The organism is Bacillus sp. RAR_M1_44 (genome assembly GCF_020165935.1).
Taxonomy (GTDB): domain Bacteria; phylum Bacillota; class Bacilli; order Bacillales; family Bacillaceae; genus Bacillus; species Bacillus altitudinis.
The window spans coordinates 177,666-191,442 of sequence record NZ_JAIUKX010000002.1 but is presented as its reverse complement, the minus strand read 5'-3'; the positions used below and the strand labels follow the sequence as shown (position 1 = coordinate 191,442).

Here is a 13,777-nt window from a genome sequence, read left to right as displayed (position 1 = left end):
ATTAAATGGTTGTTTCTCTTTTTACTTTTGGTTTTTCAGTTTTCCATTTGAAGATTTTGTTTAGGATTTGATAGATACGCTTTGATTCTTTCGTCACTAGCGGTCCTAAAATCGCAAGGATTAATACATATAATGCAGCAAATGGCTTCAATGTAGCGGCAAGCCCGCCTGCAATCCCAAGTTCGGCTACAATGATGGAAAACTCTCCTCTTGATACGATGGTTAATCCAATATTAGAAGAGGCTTTATGAGAGAAACCGGCTCTTCTTCCAGCAAACATCCCAGCGGTGAAGTTCCCGATCAAGGTGAGAATGACAGCACCGATCGCAAGCCAGAAGGCATCTCCTAATGTAAATGGATCAATACTTAGTCCAAAGCTGAAGAAGAACATGGCGCCAAAGAAATCTCTAAAAGGAACAACGAGATGTTCAATGCGGTCTGAGTGCTCTGTTTCTGAAAACACAAGACCGAGTAAGAGAGCGCCAATGGCCTCTGCGACATGAATCGTCTCTGAAAAACCAGCCACGAAGAACAAAGCGGCAAAAATGACAATGATAAATACTTCATTTGAACGGATATCGAATAGTTTGTTTAATAGTTTTGGCAGCTTACGCGCGATGATAAAGAAAATCATCATGTAACCAAAAGCGATTAAAATAGATAATAAGGCACCGCCAACGGACGTGGCATCTCCAAGGACAAGACCGGATACGACAGATAAATAAACGGCGAGAAAAATATCCTCAAACATAATAATCCCAAGAATTAACTCTGTTTCAGGGTTCGCTGTCCGTTTTAAATCGACAAGGACTTTGGCGACAATGGCGCTGGATGAAATGGTGATAACGCCTGCCATAATGAGAACTTCGAGGAATCCAAAGCCTGTGATAAACCCATAAAGCAATCCTAAGCTAAAGTTGATCAAAATATAAATAGATCCGCCGACTGCAATGGATTTACCCGATTTTATGAGTTTGCCGACAGAGAACTCAAGCCCCAGATAGAATAGAAGGAACAGGACACCCATTCTACCAAAAAACGAAATAATCTCGGTGCTCTCGATAAACTTCAAATCAATGATCCCGATGGTTGGTGCATGCGGACCAACAATCATCCCGAGGACAATGAGAAAAGGAATGATAGAAAATTTAATTTTATTGGCGATTAAGCTGGCAATGGCGATGAGAATAAGCGCCGTTCCAACTTCAAAGACTAAATGATCCATTCATCACTCTCCCCCTCTAGAAAGAAAATCACGTATCAATCGCTTCAAGTGTTTTCTTTCGCCTGAAATGACCATCGTATCATTTGCTTGAATAATCGAATCGGCACCGGGGTTGAGTAATTTTTCATTTGTATGTTTAATGATCGCAATGACGGTGACTTCATAATTTTGTCTCACATCTAAATCGCCGAGTGTATGTCCAACCGCTTTTGCGTCTTTTTCTACCTTAAACCATTCAATGATCAAATCATTGAACGCCATTTCAATCGTTTCAAGTGCTTGCGGCTTATACACCATACCGCCAATAATGGCAGCAATTTGCCGGGCTTCAGCATCATCGAGAGAAATGGTGGACAGTACTTCATCTGGATCTTCATCGTCGAAACGATAAATCTCCCGTCTACCATCATCATGAATCACAATCGTCATCTTTTCTCTATTTCTCGTTTCAATTTCAAATTTCTTTCCAATCCCAGGAAGATCATTTTCTTTAATGTTCATTTTATCCCTCCGAATATGATAGGTTTTGTTTTTCATATAGTGAGTACGGATGAAATAAAATGAATCAGTCGAGGTAATTTGATTGGTACATAACGGGGATCGCACACTTCATTTCTAAAAAACATAAATCAATAGATAACGCTGTGGTTGAAGCAATCTTTACAAGAAAAGCTTTTGAAGCGCCCATTGATAACCTCTGTTTTAACAGAAGAGATGCGGCATGTTTTTTTGAAAATGGAGGTGTCTTCACAGCATTGATTTCTTCATCATAAATCGATGGAGAAATCAGGCTGAGTGTGCTCGCTTCTGCTTGTGAAGCAAAAACGACATTTGAAAAGGGAGAAAACATGACGATGCAGCTAATCAATATACATATGGAACTTCTTATCAATCATTCTCCCCCTTTCATATGATGTTTTATTTCTTATTTTACTATATAAAAATATATTTCTCGTTTCAACAATTATGCTTATTTTAGTATCAGTTGATCTTGAAATTTTTTATGTAGAGGAAAAGGAATTACTTGATGGAAATTGAAGTAAGTGATGAGCTTGAAAAGAAAGAGGGGGAATGGATGATGACATATATCAATTGTCAGGTAGATGGGGATATTTTTGAAATCGTTTTCAATAGGCATGAAGCGTATAATTCGTTTCATGTTGACATGTTTGCTGAATTGAAGGAAGCGTGTGATAGAGCGAGTGAGAGCAGTGCGAAAATTGTTGTACTCAAGGGGATGGGCAAAGGGTTTTCAGCAGGCGGAGATATTGGAATGATGCTAAAGCAAGATCGTGAAGAAGATTTTCATCGCGTGATGGATCTGATCGAGGGAATTACACTTTCTTTAGCCAGTATGAAAAAAGTGACGATTGCACTTGTCCACGGAGCAGCGGCTGGTCTTGCTTTTAGCTTTGCCCTTAGCTGTGACTATTTGTTTATGCATCAAGATGCTAAACTTGCCATGAACTTTAATGGAATCGGGTTAATCCCAGATGGCGGAGGGCATTTTTTCCTCACCAAAAGAGTTAGTGAACAAACCGCTAAACAATTGATTTGGAGCGGGCAAAAGCTGCCGGCTGAAGAAGCGCTCAAGCTTCGCCTTGCAGACGGCGTGTTTCAAGATGAGGTGGATACGTATCAGAAAGCGTGCGTCAAGCCGTTTTTAAATATGCCGCTTCAAGCCTTTGTTGAAACAAAGATGATTTATTTTCAGCAGTCAGAATCTCAGCTGTTAGCCGTTCTTCAAAAAGAGCGTGCTGCACAAGCTAGACTGAGACAAAGCCGTGATCATCAGGAGGGTGTTCAAGCGTTTTTGGAAAAAAGACGTCCTGTGTTTCATTAAATAGAAGAATGAATGGCCGGCGGATGCCGGCTTTTTTAACGTTCAAATAAAAGAAGTTTACCTGCATCATTTACGAGCCGGTGAGAATGCTTTGTGTATTGTTGTTCGATTAAACGATGACGTCCTAATTCTTTTGCTTTTTCATCACTATCTGTGGTGATTTTTTCGTTTAATAAGGTTTCACCTGACGAATCAAATACAGTCAAAAAGTAGGTTTTCTCCATCTCTGATCTTCCCTTTCTTCTTGTTTTTTAATGAATTATACAAGGAGGAAGTTAAAACCTCTTTTTTACCCCTAAAAATGTGTTTTTTAGAATAAGAGCGATAGAACGTGCATTCGTAAAAACGGCGTGATAAAATATGGACAACTACAGTAACGTACAAGGAGATAGACGTTTGACGAAGCTCACTTTTATTCATGCCGCAGATCTTCATTTAGATAGTCCGTTTGCGGGAATGTCCAATATACCGAACCGAATTTTTAAGAGGTTGAAAGAAAGCACATTTCAAAGTGCCAAGAACATGTTTGAACTTGCAATTGATCGAGAAGTAGACTTTATGCTGCTTAGCGGAGATCTATTTGACGAATCGAATCGCAGCCTAAAAGCACAGCTTTTTTTAAGAAATCAGTTTCTTCAGCTGCAATCACACGGGATTGAAGTGTTTATTATTTATGGTAATCATGATCATTTAGGTGGTGAATGGACACCAATTGAGTGGCCAGAGAATGTTCACGTTTTTTTGAGCAGTACGCCAAGTGAGCAAGCCTTTTATAGAGAAGGTCAGCTTGTGGCAAGTATTTACGGGTTCAGCTACAAAGAGCGGGCTGTCCATGAAAATATGACACCTTATTATGAAAAAAAAACAGATGCCCCCTATCATATTGCCATGCTTCACGGCACATTAGCAGGTCAAGAAGGGCATGATGCGTATGCACCATTTCAGCTTCAGCAGCTTCTAGCGCGGGATTTTGATTATTGGGCGCTTGGACATATTCATAAGCGGGCTCTTCTGCATGAAGATCCAATGGTGATCTATCCTGGAAACGTGCAAGGAAGACATATAAAAGAAACAGGAGAGAAAGGCTGTTATGTCGTCTACCTATCTGAAGATGCTCAAAGAGCGGAGTTTATGAGCTGTTCAGATGTCATCTTTGAGACATTGACAATAGATATCACACATACCGCTCATATGACCGATCTTGTGACACTTGTGGACAAAAAGATGAGTGGACTGAAAGAGAGAGGTGTTGCTCATTTTGTGAAAATCGTACTAACTGGCGATGCTCCTGCTTATATGGAGCTCACGCAGCTTGAAGTGCTTGAGGAGCTGATGGCTGTACTTCATGAACAGGAGGAAGATGAAGACTTGTTCGTTTGGGTGATGTCGATTGACTGCCGGACACATGAAGATGCCGTCTATCCAGAAGATTCTTTTTTGACAGAACTAACAGCAGAAATTGCCGAGTTTGATGCGTATGATGAGCTGCTTTTACCGATCAAGCGTCATCCAACCTATAGAAAAGCAGGAAAAGTTCTTACAAAAGAGGACGAGATCGATATTAAAGAAGAGGCACAAAGGCTGCTGGCAGAACAGCTGAAGCAATTATGAGAAAAGGAGAGGCATGATGAAAATACGTTCACTCCATATTGCGAATTTCGGGAAATTTTCCAATCAAACCTTCCAATTTTCTGATGACGGTTTTCAGTTAGTTTATGGCCTGAATGAATCGGGGAAAACGACATTGAAGGCGTTTATTGAATCGATGTTATTTGGTTTTTCCAAAAGCCATATGTATAAGCCAAAGCATGGCTCGTTTTATGGTGGTTCTCTTACGTGTTTAGATGAGGAATTAGGTGTGATTCATATTGAAAGAACATCTGATCATGGCGGCCAAGCTCAGGTGTTGCTTCCAAATGGTGAAGTGAAAGATGAAGCTTTTCTACATGCGATGTTAAAGGGAACGGATCGCAGATTATACCAATCGATCTATTCTTTTGACGTGTTTGGTCTGCAAAATGTACAAGCATTAAATCAAGATCAAATAGGGGAATTTTTACTCTTTTCAAGTTTGTTTGGCTCAGATGCGGCATCCAAAATGGACAGTAGGTTGCTAAAACAGCAGGAGCAGCTTTTTAAACCGAATGGACGTAAGCCTGAATTAAATCAGCAGCTTGATCATGTAAAAGAGCTGTCAGGTAAGTTGAAACAGGCCAAATTGGTAGAAAGTCGGTATACCGAAAAGAAAAAAGAACAAGCTGAATTAACCGAGAAGGTAGAAATGCTTCAGCATGAAATGAGACAGACTGAAAAAGAGATTCAGCATTTGACTGAACATATTCGACTTTATCCTATGATAGAAAAAAAGATAGAGTTAAAAAAAGATTTGGCTAGTTATCCAGAACGAGTCAAACGGTTTAGACCGGAAACCGCGCATGAACTTGATAAATTAGAATCACACCTTCACCCAAAAAAGGCGCAATTGACGGCACTGAAACAAAAATTAGATCATTTGCAAACGTCGCTCACGCAAGTTCAGCCACTCTATGACAAGGATACGGTATTGGAGATGAAGCAGGTCATAGCTGAATCATCTGATGCTGAACTTGTGAAGAAACGCTTAGCAGAAGGGAAAATAGAGCAGAATTCTTTGAAACAAAAAATAGAAGAAGCATCAGCGAAGCTGAAGTGGCAGCGTCCAATCAAGCTTGACCAGCTGGATGATTCACTTGACTTTGAGTGGGAATTAAAAGAGGCTGTGAGCCAATACGTTCGTTTAATGGATAGGAAAACGCAGCTCGATGACCGGTTTGATCATGCAAGACATGAGCTAGAAGAAGCGGAAACCGCTCTAAAAGGATTAAAGGAACAGCCCGTTAAACAGCAAGATGCAGAAGATGTCAGGGGCACAAGGGCTACAGTGAAACAGAATCATTCCAGAGTGTGGTTATTCCCGCTGATGTTCGTGCTATGTGCTGTCATTCTCACGATTTTATTCGTTTTAGCAGAGAGCTGGGTGACGTTACTGTTTGCAGGATTTTCCGTATTTATCTTGATCGTTATTTATCCAGTGCTTAAACAGACTCAGATGAGGGAAGCAAACGACAGTAACGCCTATCATTCCTTTCACGTTCAAACAGCTTCAGCTGAAACGCTAGTGAAGCAAAAGGAGCTTTTATACGAAAGAATGATACAGCAATATGAAGACTGGGAGCGGGAACTGGAACCTGTACAGCAGCAAGTAGAAGATATGAGAAGGCAGCTAGGTTTGTCCTCAGAGCTCTCATTCCTTGTGGAAGCTTTCCATATCTTGAAACAATTAAAAGCGAATACAGCGGCATATGAGGCGCTTAACAAGGAAATAGAGATGCTCACACAGCAACAATCGACCTACGAGCAAAGAGTTTCAGCGCTCATGAGTCTCCTTCAAAGAAAAGAAGGGACCATTCAAGAGAATATCTCAGCCTTTCAAGAGATATTGAAAGATGAGGAAAAAAGAGAAAAAGAACGTCAGACATTGCACGTATCCATTCAACATGTAGAGCAGCAGCTGACAACATTAGAAGGAGAAGTTCAATATTATAAAAAACAAACGGACGAGCTTTTTCAAAAAGTAGAAGCAGCGTCAAAAGAAGATTATCATGTCCTGTCTCATCTATCCAAAGAATACCGGGAGCGACTGTACAATTTGCAGCAGCTGAACCAAGAGCTGCACAGAAGCGGTTATGTAGATGAGGAAGAGGTCATTGTCCGTAAAGGTTTGCGCACCCTTGAGGAGCAGTGTGCACAAGCAAAAAGACGTCTGAATGACATGCAAGAGAATGTGACGAATATGAAAAAGCGCTTGGCAGAATTAGCAGTAGAAATACGCCAAATAGAAGCATCAGGTACGGTGTCTGATTTGACTCATCAGCTTGCTGTAGAGCAGGAGCAGGCAAAGCACCTAGCGAAAAAATGGGCGGCTATTCAGCTCGTTCGTTCCGTCATTCGAGAGAAACTCAATGAGCATAAAGAAACGAGGCTACCAGCACTCCTCCAAACAGCTTCCCGATTTATTCAGCCGTTAACGAATGATCGATATGAAGTGATTTTATTTTCTGCCGAAGATGACCGGCTGATTGTGAAACGGAGGGATGGACGCCTATTCCGCCCGGAGGAGCTTTCACAAGCAACATGTGAGCAGATTTATCTCTCGATTCGTTTTGCACTTGCTTTGTCCCACCAGCAAGATTGTCAGCTCCCATTTATGATGGATGACAGTTTCGTTCACTTTGATCATGTCCGTCTAGAAAGGGTACTGGAGCTGATGAATGAACTCACTCGTTTTGAAACACAGCTGTTTTATTTCACTTGTCATCATTATATGAAACAAGCAGCGGAAAACGGGCAGATTACGAGTTTAGCAGTGGAATGATTGACAAATTATGACTTATGTTATACTTATATGAGCAGAAACATGGAAGGAGCATTTATTGAATGGCTAAAGGGATCATGACCTATGACGTCGGCGAACAAGTTGACCTGCATTTATTAATTAAATCATCTACTAAAGGGATTGCGAGTAATGGCAAACCATTTTTAACGTTAATTCTTCAAGATCAAAGTGGAGATATTGAGGCGAAGCTATGGGATGCAAAGCAGAATGATGAACTCACATATGCCGCACAAACCATTGTAAAGGTAGTAGGTGATATTCATCATTATCGCGGAAGGAATCAGCTGAAGCTTAGGAATATACGTCCTGTTGCTGAAAACGAGCAAATCCGCATTGATGATTTTCTAGAAACAGCTCCTATTCCAAAGCACGATATGATGGATACCATCATGCAATATATTTTTGATATGAAAAACCCTAATATTCAGCGTGTCACAAGACATTTGCTGAAGAAATATGGACAGGAATTCGCTGATTACCCAGCAGCTACGAAAAACCATCACGAGTTTGTTTCGGGTCTTGCCTATCACGTGGTATCGATGCTTCATTTAGCGAAATCCATTGTTGATCTATACCCATCACTAGATCGAGATCTTTTATATTCAGGGATCATTCTACATGATTTAGGGAAAGTCAAAGAGCTTTCGGGCCCTGTTTCCACCACATATACAGTAGAAGGGAACTTAATTGGCCACATTTCTATTATGGTGACAGAAATTGCGAAAGCCGCAGAGGAGCTTGGCATTGATTCTGAGGAAATTCTGATTCTGCAGCATTTAGTGCTGAGTCATCATGGAAAAGGGGAGTGGGGCAGTCCTAAACCACCAATGGTGAAGGAAGCCGAAATTCTCCACTATATAGATAATTTAGATGCAAAAATGAACATGATGGATCGTGCGCTTGAGCATGTGAAGCCAGGAGAATATACAGAGCGTATTTTTGCACTAGAGAATCGTTCGTTTTATAAACCAACCTTTCACAATGAATCCTCATGATAAAACGCCCGTTTGATGCGGGCGTTTTTTTTCATAACTTGTCTTCTTTTCGCATAAGCATGTAACACAAAGGGAGAGAGGTTTGTCCTAAAAAAGGAGGCGAAGACGATGTTGTTTTTTCCATGGTGGGTATATGCATGTATCATTGGCATTATTTTTTGTGCCTATAAATTAATGACGACAGCCAAAGAGGAGCAAGAGATTGATCAATCCTTTATTGAAAAAGAGGGAGAAATCTTTATTGAACGAATGGAGCAGGAGAGAGAGCGTAGACGTCAAGGACAGCAAATGCAAATCAAACGATCTCAGGAAACGGCGAAACATGAGGACCATTCGATTGCATAATCAATAAGAATAAAAAAACCCCTCTACAAGTTCATGTAGAGGGGTTGTTTTTCGTTCATTATTGGTTTGTTGTTTGTTGTGTGGTTTGCTCAGATTTTTCTTTGAAAGTATTTTCAAGTTCTTTATCTTTTACTTTCACATCAGCATCTTTCACCAATTTGTTTAAGATCGTCTGAATTTCATTGTTATCTGCTTGTTTTTGATCAAGCAGTTCTTTTTTCAAGTCTGCTTTCATGTCATCGTATTTACCGCGTTCTTCGGTCTTTTTAATGATATGGTAACCAAATTGAGATTTTACTGGTTTGCTGATTTCATTTACTTTTAGTTTAAAGGCAGCTTTACTGAAGTTCTCATCCATTTGGCCATCTTTTGCGAACCAGCCTACATCGCCGCCTTGTGCTGCTGAAGCAGTGTCAGTTGAATATTCAGATACAAGGTCATCCCATTTTTCGCCTTTATCTAATTTCTTTTCTACTTCATCTGCTGTTTTCTTGTCAGCAACTAAAATGTGGCTTGCACGGATTTTCCCTTTTAGGTCATCATAATACGCTTTTACTTCTTTGTCAGTGATTTTGATGTTAGCTTTGGCAGCCTTTTGAGTCAGCAGCTCATATTTTACTTGATCTTTGATGTAATCTTTTCCGAATTCATCTTGAAGTTGTTTTAAACGATCTTCACCAAGTGTCTTTTTATATTCTTCCAATTTCTTATCAATTTCTTTATCTGATACTTTGTATTTGTCAGCAAGAACCTTTTGTTGAACAAGTAGGTTTAAAGCATCTCCACCTGCTTGTTTTTTAAGTGTTGTGTAAAGCTCTTCTTTTGTGACATCTCCTGATTTTGTTGTTGCGATCACTTCTTTGTCACCGCTACTGCATGCGCCAAGAGTTAAAACACTTACTGCTGTTACAGCTGCTAAAGCCATTTTTTTCATTCAAAAAACACTCCTAATCTTTCCAATTTATTTATCATTGCTTGTATCATAACATATTGTGACATGCTGTAAAAAGAAATGCAAATGGGAGGGCATTCGTCTAGTCAAATTTTTGCGACCAACATACACATATATTGATCACAAAAAGGAGGCTGAATTATATGGGAGCAGGATATTCTAATGGGTTTGCTTTATTGGTCGTGCTATTCATTTTGCTGATCATCGTTGGTGCAGCATATCTTTATTAATTAAATCGCTGTAACAGAAAGGAGCCGTCCTGCCATGCGTGCGGGCGGTTCTTTTTTAAAACGATGACAGGTGCCTAAACGTTTTAAAATTTTTTGCATACACTGAGCTTAGAACAGAGGAAGAACTGGCAGGAGGTGTTTTCACATGGGAGGAGAAGTCTTTGCTGGCGGTTTTGCACTAGTCGTCGTGTTATTCATCTTATTGATCATTATCGGTGCATCGTGGATTTGCTAATAGATCATCATACACAAAAAGCTGCCATCAAACAGGCAGCTTTTGCTTTGATCTTAAATAGATATGGTAATTTCAACAAATGATGAGATCAGTAAGATCAGTATCGATACATTGATAAAGCGAAACACCTTATCTTGCCGTTCTTCAGGAATCTCTCTGACAAGGCATAATGTATTAGTAAGCCTGTTTATTGAATACACAATAAACGCGGCAAAGACGATGAAGTAAAATAAAACTATCGGAGATCCCCCCTCTCTATGCTATTCCCATACTACATTACCAAATTTTTTATGAAAAAGATAGAAGTTGGCTTTAAAAACCTCATGATGAGGAAGTTGGGTCAACTAAAATATCAAACTCGTCTTGGGCTTGATCAATGATGCATGATTTTGGCGCTTTGAGCAGTTTCCAAGCAAATAAAAAGTCAGGCAAACAATAGCCTGCATGAATACTTGCGATCATGATAAAATAGTGTGCGTACATTGGAAATGCCATTCCTAAAACAAAGTAAACAGGTGAGATGACACAAAACGGGCTAAGCAGTGAGAATAGCATCACTCTCTTAGGCACGCGCTGCCAGCAATTTCGTTTAAATAACGTCATTTTTTTCTTATGTTTCATGACTGGGATCAAGTGAACCACGCGGTGGACAAGCAATGTCGCAAGTAAAAGCACGACAAAAAGCGGTGCATTGTGACTGCTGAGTCTCGTTTCAGGATGAGTCAGTTGAAAACATAAAAATGCCATAATGAAAAAAAATACAGTAAGACATATGGCTGAAATCATCATTCTCGTATAACCATAATCCTTTTCAAGATTAATGGTCTTCCAACAATTCATTTTTCATCCTTCCAATCTCGAAAAAACTAATTGAATATCTCAAGATAATTTACTCTTCCTGAGGATAAAAATCAATGGTTTTCATGAAAAAAAATAAATTGTTACATTCATATGGATGAAAGAGAGGAAACTTTGGGTTTTTCAAGAAAAAAAGACATAAGGGGGAGGTTCGTCTCTTTCGTCAATGAGTAATTTCGGCTAAAATAGAGTGACTAAGAGAAAGAGGGAACGTACATGAGTATTGAGGAACGAATGAGCCAGCTCGAATATTATATGGAACTGTTACTGACGGCGACAGATATGAGCCGTTATCCATATTATGCGCTATTGATCCGGCAGAGTGTATCGAAAGAAGAGGCAAAGGACATTGAGCGTATTTGTGTTGAGCTCTCAGATGAAATGGACAAGCAAAAAGCACAAGGCTACGTCATGTTCGACGATCTCCTTGCGCTGTTTGCGGGACAGTTAATTGAAAAGCTGGATGTTCATGAGACGATTTTTGCTTTGCATGATCAAGGGCTGTTTCAGCCGTTAATGAATGAATTTATAAAGATCATTAAACAATTTGATTTGCTTTAGCCGCTTTTTCCTCCGCTGAGTCTTCAAGTTCTTCAGGCTTTTTCGTGACTTTCCCACGTTCATTCAAAAAGTCCTTCTCAATGTTTGAAAACGATTTCTCAAAAATCTCCATGAAGTCCTCACCATAAATGTTTCGGATAATACACATCATTTCTAAAATTTCAGGGAACTTTCCGTAAATGTCATGAAGCGGCTGTGCGCCTTTGACAATACCAGTTCGGGCCGGGTCGTAATCTTCGAGTAGTTTATGGAATGTCTCTTCGCCTTTTGGCGTTAGCTCAATATACGTATTGCGTTTATCGTTTAACTTTTTAGAAAATTTTAAAAATCCTCTTTCCTCTAATTTTTTAGAGAAGTTAAACGCCGTTGATACATGCATGACGCCAAACTTTGCAATTTCTGATATTGAAGCTCCTTTTAATTGATACGCAATCCACAAAATATGATGTTCATTGATATTTAGGTTATACGGTTTGATCCACTGCTGCCAGTCCTTTTCAATGGATTTCCAAAGAGCTTTGCTCAATTGGGCCATTCTTTGACTGAATAAAAGTGCTTCTTTTACATCGAAAGGCTGTTCCGAATGATTCATCCATTTCACCTACTTCTCTTTTTCTTGTAATTCTATTATGCCAATAAAATAAAGATTAATAAAGCTGAAAATTCAAGAATTTTTAAAAGTCATGAAAAACATTGACAAAATAACCTTTTTTCAACAAAAAAAGTGCGGGATACGCACCCCGCACACTTTTGTAAACGAATATTTTTTTGTGAGTATATTAGTTTTGTAAGGTTTTCTCCAGTTGTTTGAGCTTTTCCTCAATTTCCTGAATTTCCTTTTGTAAGTCCTGCTGATGAGGTTTGATTTCCTCGCGCCATTGCTGAATGGATGTTTGCAATTCAGTTCCGACCTCTTTAATGACCTCAGCACTTTCTTTTGCGGTTTCAACAATCTGCTCTTTTAAAGCTTGTCCATCTCTTTTTAATCTTGTCAGCGTATCTTCGAATTTGTCATAGCCGTCTTTCATCTTTCCGCGTACATCTCTGCCAGAAGAGGGAGTCGTCAGGAGCACTGCCGCACCTCCGAGGAGACCGCCTACAAATAATCCTGTTAATAAAGAACGTCCACTAGCCATTCCAATCACCTCTAGTCAAATTTTACACATTCGCATGTTCTCTCTGAGCTGACGATCAGCTTCATTGAACTTCCATACATAGCTTGCTTTATTTTAGCATACTTTTGAAGAAAAGGGAGGGGAGAAGGTTGTCTGTCTTTCTGTTCGTTTTTACGTGTATGTGTGTGATTTTCGCAGGTGGTTCTATTCATTATGTAAGGCAGCTTGGGTATGCAGGGTCTTATCCGCCAAAACATGTATTAAGACAAAAAGCAATTGTGTGTGCAGCAGGTGCAGGGATTTCGCTCTCCATTTTGCTGCTTACCCTTTTTCTTTTATAGAAGCATGAAAAAAACCTCTTCATCCAATGAAGAGGTTCAGTTATTCGTTAAGCGACTTCAATCATTCTTGCGCGCTTTAATATCGACTGAGCAATCGGGAAGACAAATACCATAGCTATCGTATTTATCACAGTTGCTGGCAGGACAACACCTACAAGAAGTGCTGGTAACGCAGCCGGCAGTCCAGTAATCAGTAAAGCGGCAGATAGGAAAATCACGCCTGATACGACGGTCCCAACAGCGGTGAGTACAGCAGTCAGAACGACTTTGTTCTTGATCTTCTGGCAAGATAAGAAAAGGGCTAAGAAGATAAAGGCTGTCACCGGTTTATCAATCATATTTGGAATTTGTCCGCCTGGAAAACCTGTTGTCAAAGCGGAAATGACCCCCGTGACTAGGGCGATCACAACGACATGCTGTACCTTCGGAAAAAGGATGATGCTTAAAAACATCATGACCAGCATCATATCAGGTTTCATTCCGAAAAAGATGGGCGGGAAAATCGTATGCAAAACAGCTCCCATTGCTGCAAGCAATGACATAATCACTAATTCTTTTGTTTTCATTTCTATGCTCTCCTCTGCTAAGCTCTTAGAACTCTCCAATAATATGGCTGATCATTTATTGCAAGAGTCATGACTT

The 13,777-nt window shown here is 39.9% G+C and carries 19 protein-coding genes; 9 read left to right on the top strand and 10 right to left on the bottom strand.

Annotation, left to right across the window (positions count from 1 at the left end; all coding sequences use genetic code 11):
- Nucleotide 1 precedes the first annotated feature (1 nt).
- From LCD34_RS14490 to LCD34_RS14480, 3 genes are all read right to left on the bottom strand, one after another.
- On the bottom strand, nt 2-1,225 hold the full coding sequence (locus LCD34_RS14490) for a cation:proton antiporter (protein WP_007497140.1): 1,224 nt from the start codon (nt 1,223-1,225) through the stop codon (nt 2-4).
- 3 nt (nt 1,226-1,228) lie between these two features.
- Nucleotides 1,229-1,726, bottom strand: coding sequence for a cation:proton antiporter regulatory subunit (locus tag LCD34_RS14485; RefSeq protein WP_017366937.1), 498 nt, complete (start codon nt 1,724-1,726; stop codon nt 1,229-1,231).
- A 64-nt stretch (nt 1,727-1,790) separates the two neighbouring features.
- Entirely contained in the window at nt 1,791-2,117 is a 327-nt protein-coding gene (locus tag LCD34_RS14480) for a potassium:proton antiporter (RefSeq protein ID WP_224559635.1), read from the bottom strand.
- A 135-nt stretch (nt 2,118-2,252) separates the two neighbouring features.
- Here LCD34_RS14480 and LCD34_RS14475 point away from each other — a divergent pair, with 135 nt between their 5' ends.
- Nucleotides 2,253-3,068, top strand: coding sequence for an enoyl-CoA hydratase (locus LCD34_RS14475; protein WP_148780276.1), 816 nt, complete (start codon nt 2,253-2,255; stop codon nt 3,066-3,068).
- A gap of 35 nt (nt 3,069-3,103) precedes the next feature.
- Here the strand turns inward: LCD34_RS14475 and LCD34_RS14470 are convergent, their stop codons facing one another.
- Nucleotides 3,104-3,292 carry a YhzD family protein gene (locus LCD34_RS14470; protein WP_008348907.1) on the bottom strand — a complete coding sequence of 63 codons (189 nt, stop codon included), beginning with the start codon at nt 3,290-3,292 and terminating at the stop codon, nt 3,104-3,106.
- A 172-nt stretch (nt 3,293-3,464) separates the two neighbouring features.
- Here LCD34_RS14470 and LCD34_RS14465 point away from each other — a divergent pair, with 172 nt between their 5' ends.
- From LCD34_RS14465 to LCD34_RS14450, 4 genes are all read left to right on the top strand, one after another.
- Nucleotides 3,465-4,679, top strand: a complete 1,215-nt coding sequence (locus LCD34_RS14465; protein WP_224559633.1) for an exonuclease SbcCD subunit D — start codon at nt 3,465-3,467, stop codon at nt 4,677-4,679.
- 16 nt (nt 4,680-4,695) lie between these two features.
- Nucleotides 4,696-7,482, top strand: coding sequence for an ATP-binding protein (locus LCD34_RS14460; protein ID WP_224559631.1), 2,787 nt, complete (start codon nt 4,696-4,698; stop codon nt 7,480-7,482).
- 62 nt (nt 7,483-7,544) lie between these two features.
- Nucleotides 7,545-8,498 carry a 3'-5' exoribonuclease YhaM gene (gene yhaM, locus LCD34_RS14455; RefSeq protein WP_007497151.1) on the top strand — a complete coding sequence of 318 codons (954 nt, stop codon included), beginning with the start codon at nt 7,545-7,547 and terminating at the stop codon, nt 8,496-8,498.
- 108 nt (nt 8,499-8,606) lie between these two features.
- Entirely contained in the window at nt 8,607-8,843 is a 237-nt protein-coding gene (locus LCD34_RS14450) for a sporulation YhaL family protein (protein ID WP_008348899.1), read from the top strand.
- A gap of 58 nt (nt 8,844-8,901) precedes the next feature.
- On the opposite strand, the gene LCD34_RS14445 is transcribed toward LCD34_RS14450, so the two are convergent.
- Nucleotides 8,902-9,777, bottom strand: a complete 876-nt coding sequence (locus tag LCD34_RS14445) for a peptidylprolyl isomerase (RefSeq protein WP_007497153.1) — start codon at nt 9,775-9,777, stop codon at nt 8,902-8,904.
- A 161-nt stretch (nt 9,778-9,938) separates the two neighbouring features.
- Here LCD34_RS14445 and LCD34_RS14440 point away from each other — a divergent pair, with 161 nt between their 5' ends.
- Together LCD34_RS14440 and LCD34_RS14435 are read left to right on the top strand one after the other, a co-directional pair.
- Nucleotides 9,939-10,025, top strand: a complete 87-nt coding sequence (locus LCD34_RS14440) for a YjcZ family sporulation protein (RefSeq protein ID WP_008361129.1) — start codon at nt 9,939-9,941, stop codon at nt 10,023-10,025.
- 145 nt (nt 10,026-10,170) lie between these two features.
- Nucleotides 10,171-10,260 (top strand): YjcZ family sporulation protein, encoded by a 90-nt coding sequence (locus LCD34_RS14435; RefSeq protein WP_017360317.1) that lies wholly within the window; start codon nt 10,171-10,173, stop codon nt 10,258-10,260.
- Nucleotides 10,261-10,313: 53 nt separating this feature from the next.
- On the opposite strand, the gene LCD34_RS14430 is transcribed toward LCD34_RS14435, so the two are convergent.
- Together LCD34_RS14430 and LCD34_RS14425 are read right to left on the bottom strand one after the other, a co-directional pair.
- On the bottom strand, nt 10,314-10,499 hold the full coding sequence (locus LCD34_RS14430) for a hypothetical protein (RefSeq protein WP_072368131.1): 186 nt from the start codon (nt 10,497-10,499) through the stop codon (nt 10,314-10,316).
- A gap of 82 nt (nt 10,500-10,581) precedes the next feature.
- Nucleotides 10,582-11,100, bottom strand: coding sequence for a DUF3267 domain-containing protein (locus tag LCD34_RS14425; RefSeq protein ID WP_007497155.1), 519 nt, complete (start codon nt 11,098-11,100; stop codon nt 10,582-10,584).
- A 234-nt stretch (nt 11,101-11,334) separates the two neighbouring features.
- Between LCD34_RS14425 and LCD34_RS14420 the strand changes: the two genes are divergently transcribed.
- A complete protein-coding gene (locus LCD34_RS14420; RefSeq protein WP_206116113.1) occupies nt 11,335-11,679 on the top strand; it encodes a YhaI family protein in 345 nt (114 codons plus the stop codon).
- Here LCD34_RS14420 and LCD34_RS14415 read toward each other — a convergent pair.
- Entirely contained in the window at nt 11,657-12,271 is a 615-nt protein-coding gene (locus LCD34_RS14415) for an HTH-type transcriptional regulator Hpr (protein ID WP_008348891.1), read from the bottom strand. The two genes, LCD34_RS14420 and LCD34_RS14415, sit on opposite strands and share 23 nt — an antisense overlap.
- Nucleotides 12,272-12,458: 187 nt before the next feature.
- Nucleotides 12,459-12,815 carry a YtxH domain-containing protein gene (locus LCD34_RS14410; protein ID WP_007497160.1) on the bottom strand — a complete coding sequence of 119 codons (357 nt, stop codon included), beginning with the start codon at nt 12,813-12,815 and terminating at the stop codon, nt 12,459-12,461.
- Between the two features lie 128 nt (nt 12,816-12,943).
- Here LCD34_RS14410 and LCD34_RS14405 point away from each other — a divergent pair, with 128 nt between their 5' ends.
- Complete coding sequence (locus LCD34_RS14405; RefSeq protein WP_008348888.1) at nt 12,944-13,135, top strand: hypothetical protein; 192 nt, start codon at nt 12,944-12,946, stop codon at nt 13,133-13,135.
- 47 nt (nt 13,136-13,182) lie between these two features.
- Here LCD34_RS14405 and LCD34_RS14400 read toward each other — a convergent pair whose 3' ends face one another.
- Entirely contained in the window at nt 13,183-13,701 is a 519-nt protein-coding gene (locus tag LCD34_RS14400; protein ID WP_008348886.1) for a tryptophan transporter, read from the bottom strand.
- Between the last annotated feature and the right edge of the window lie 76 nt (nt 13,702-13,777).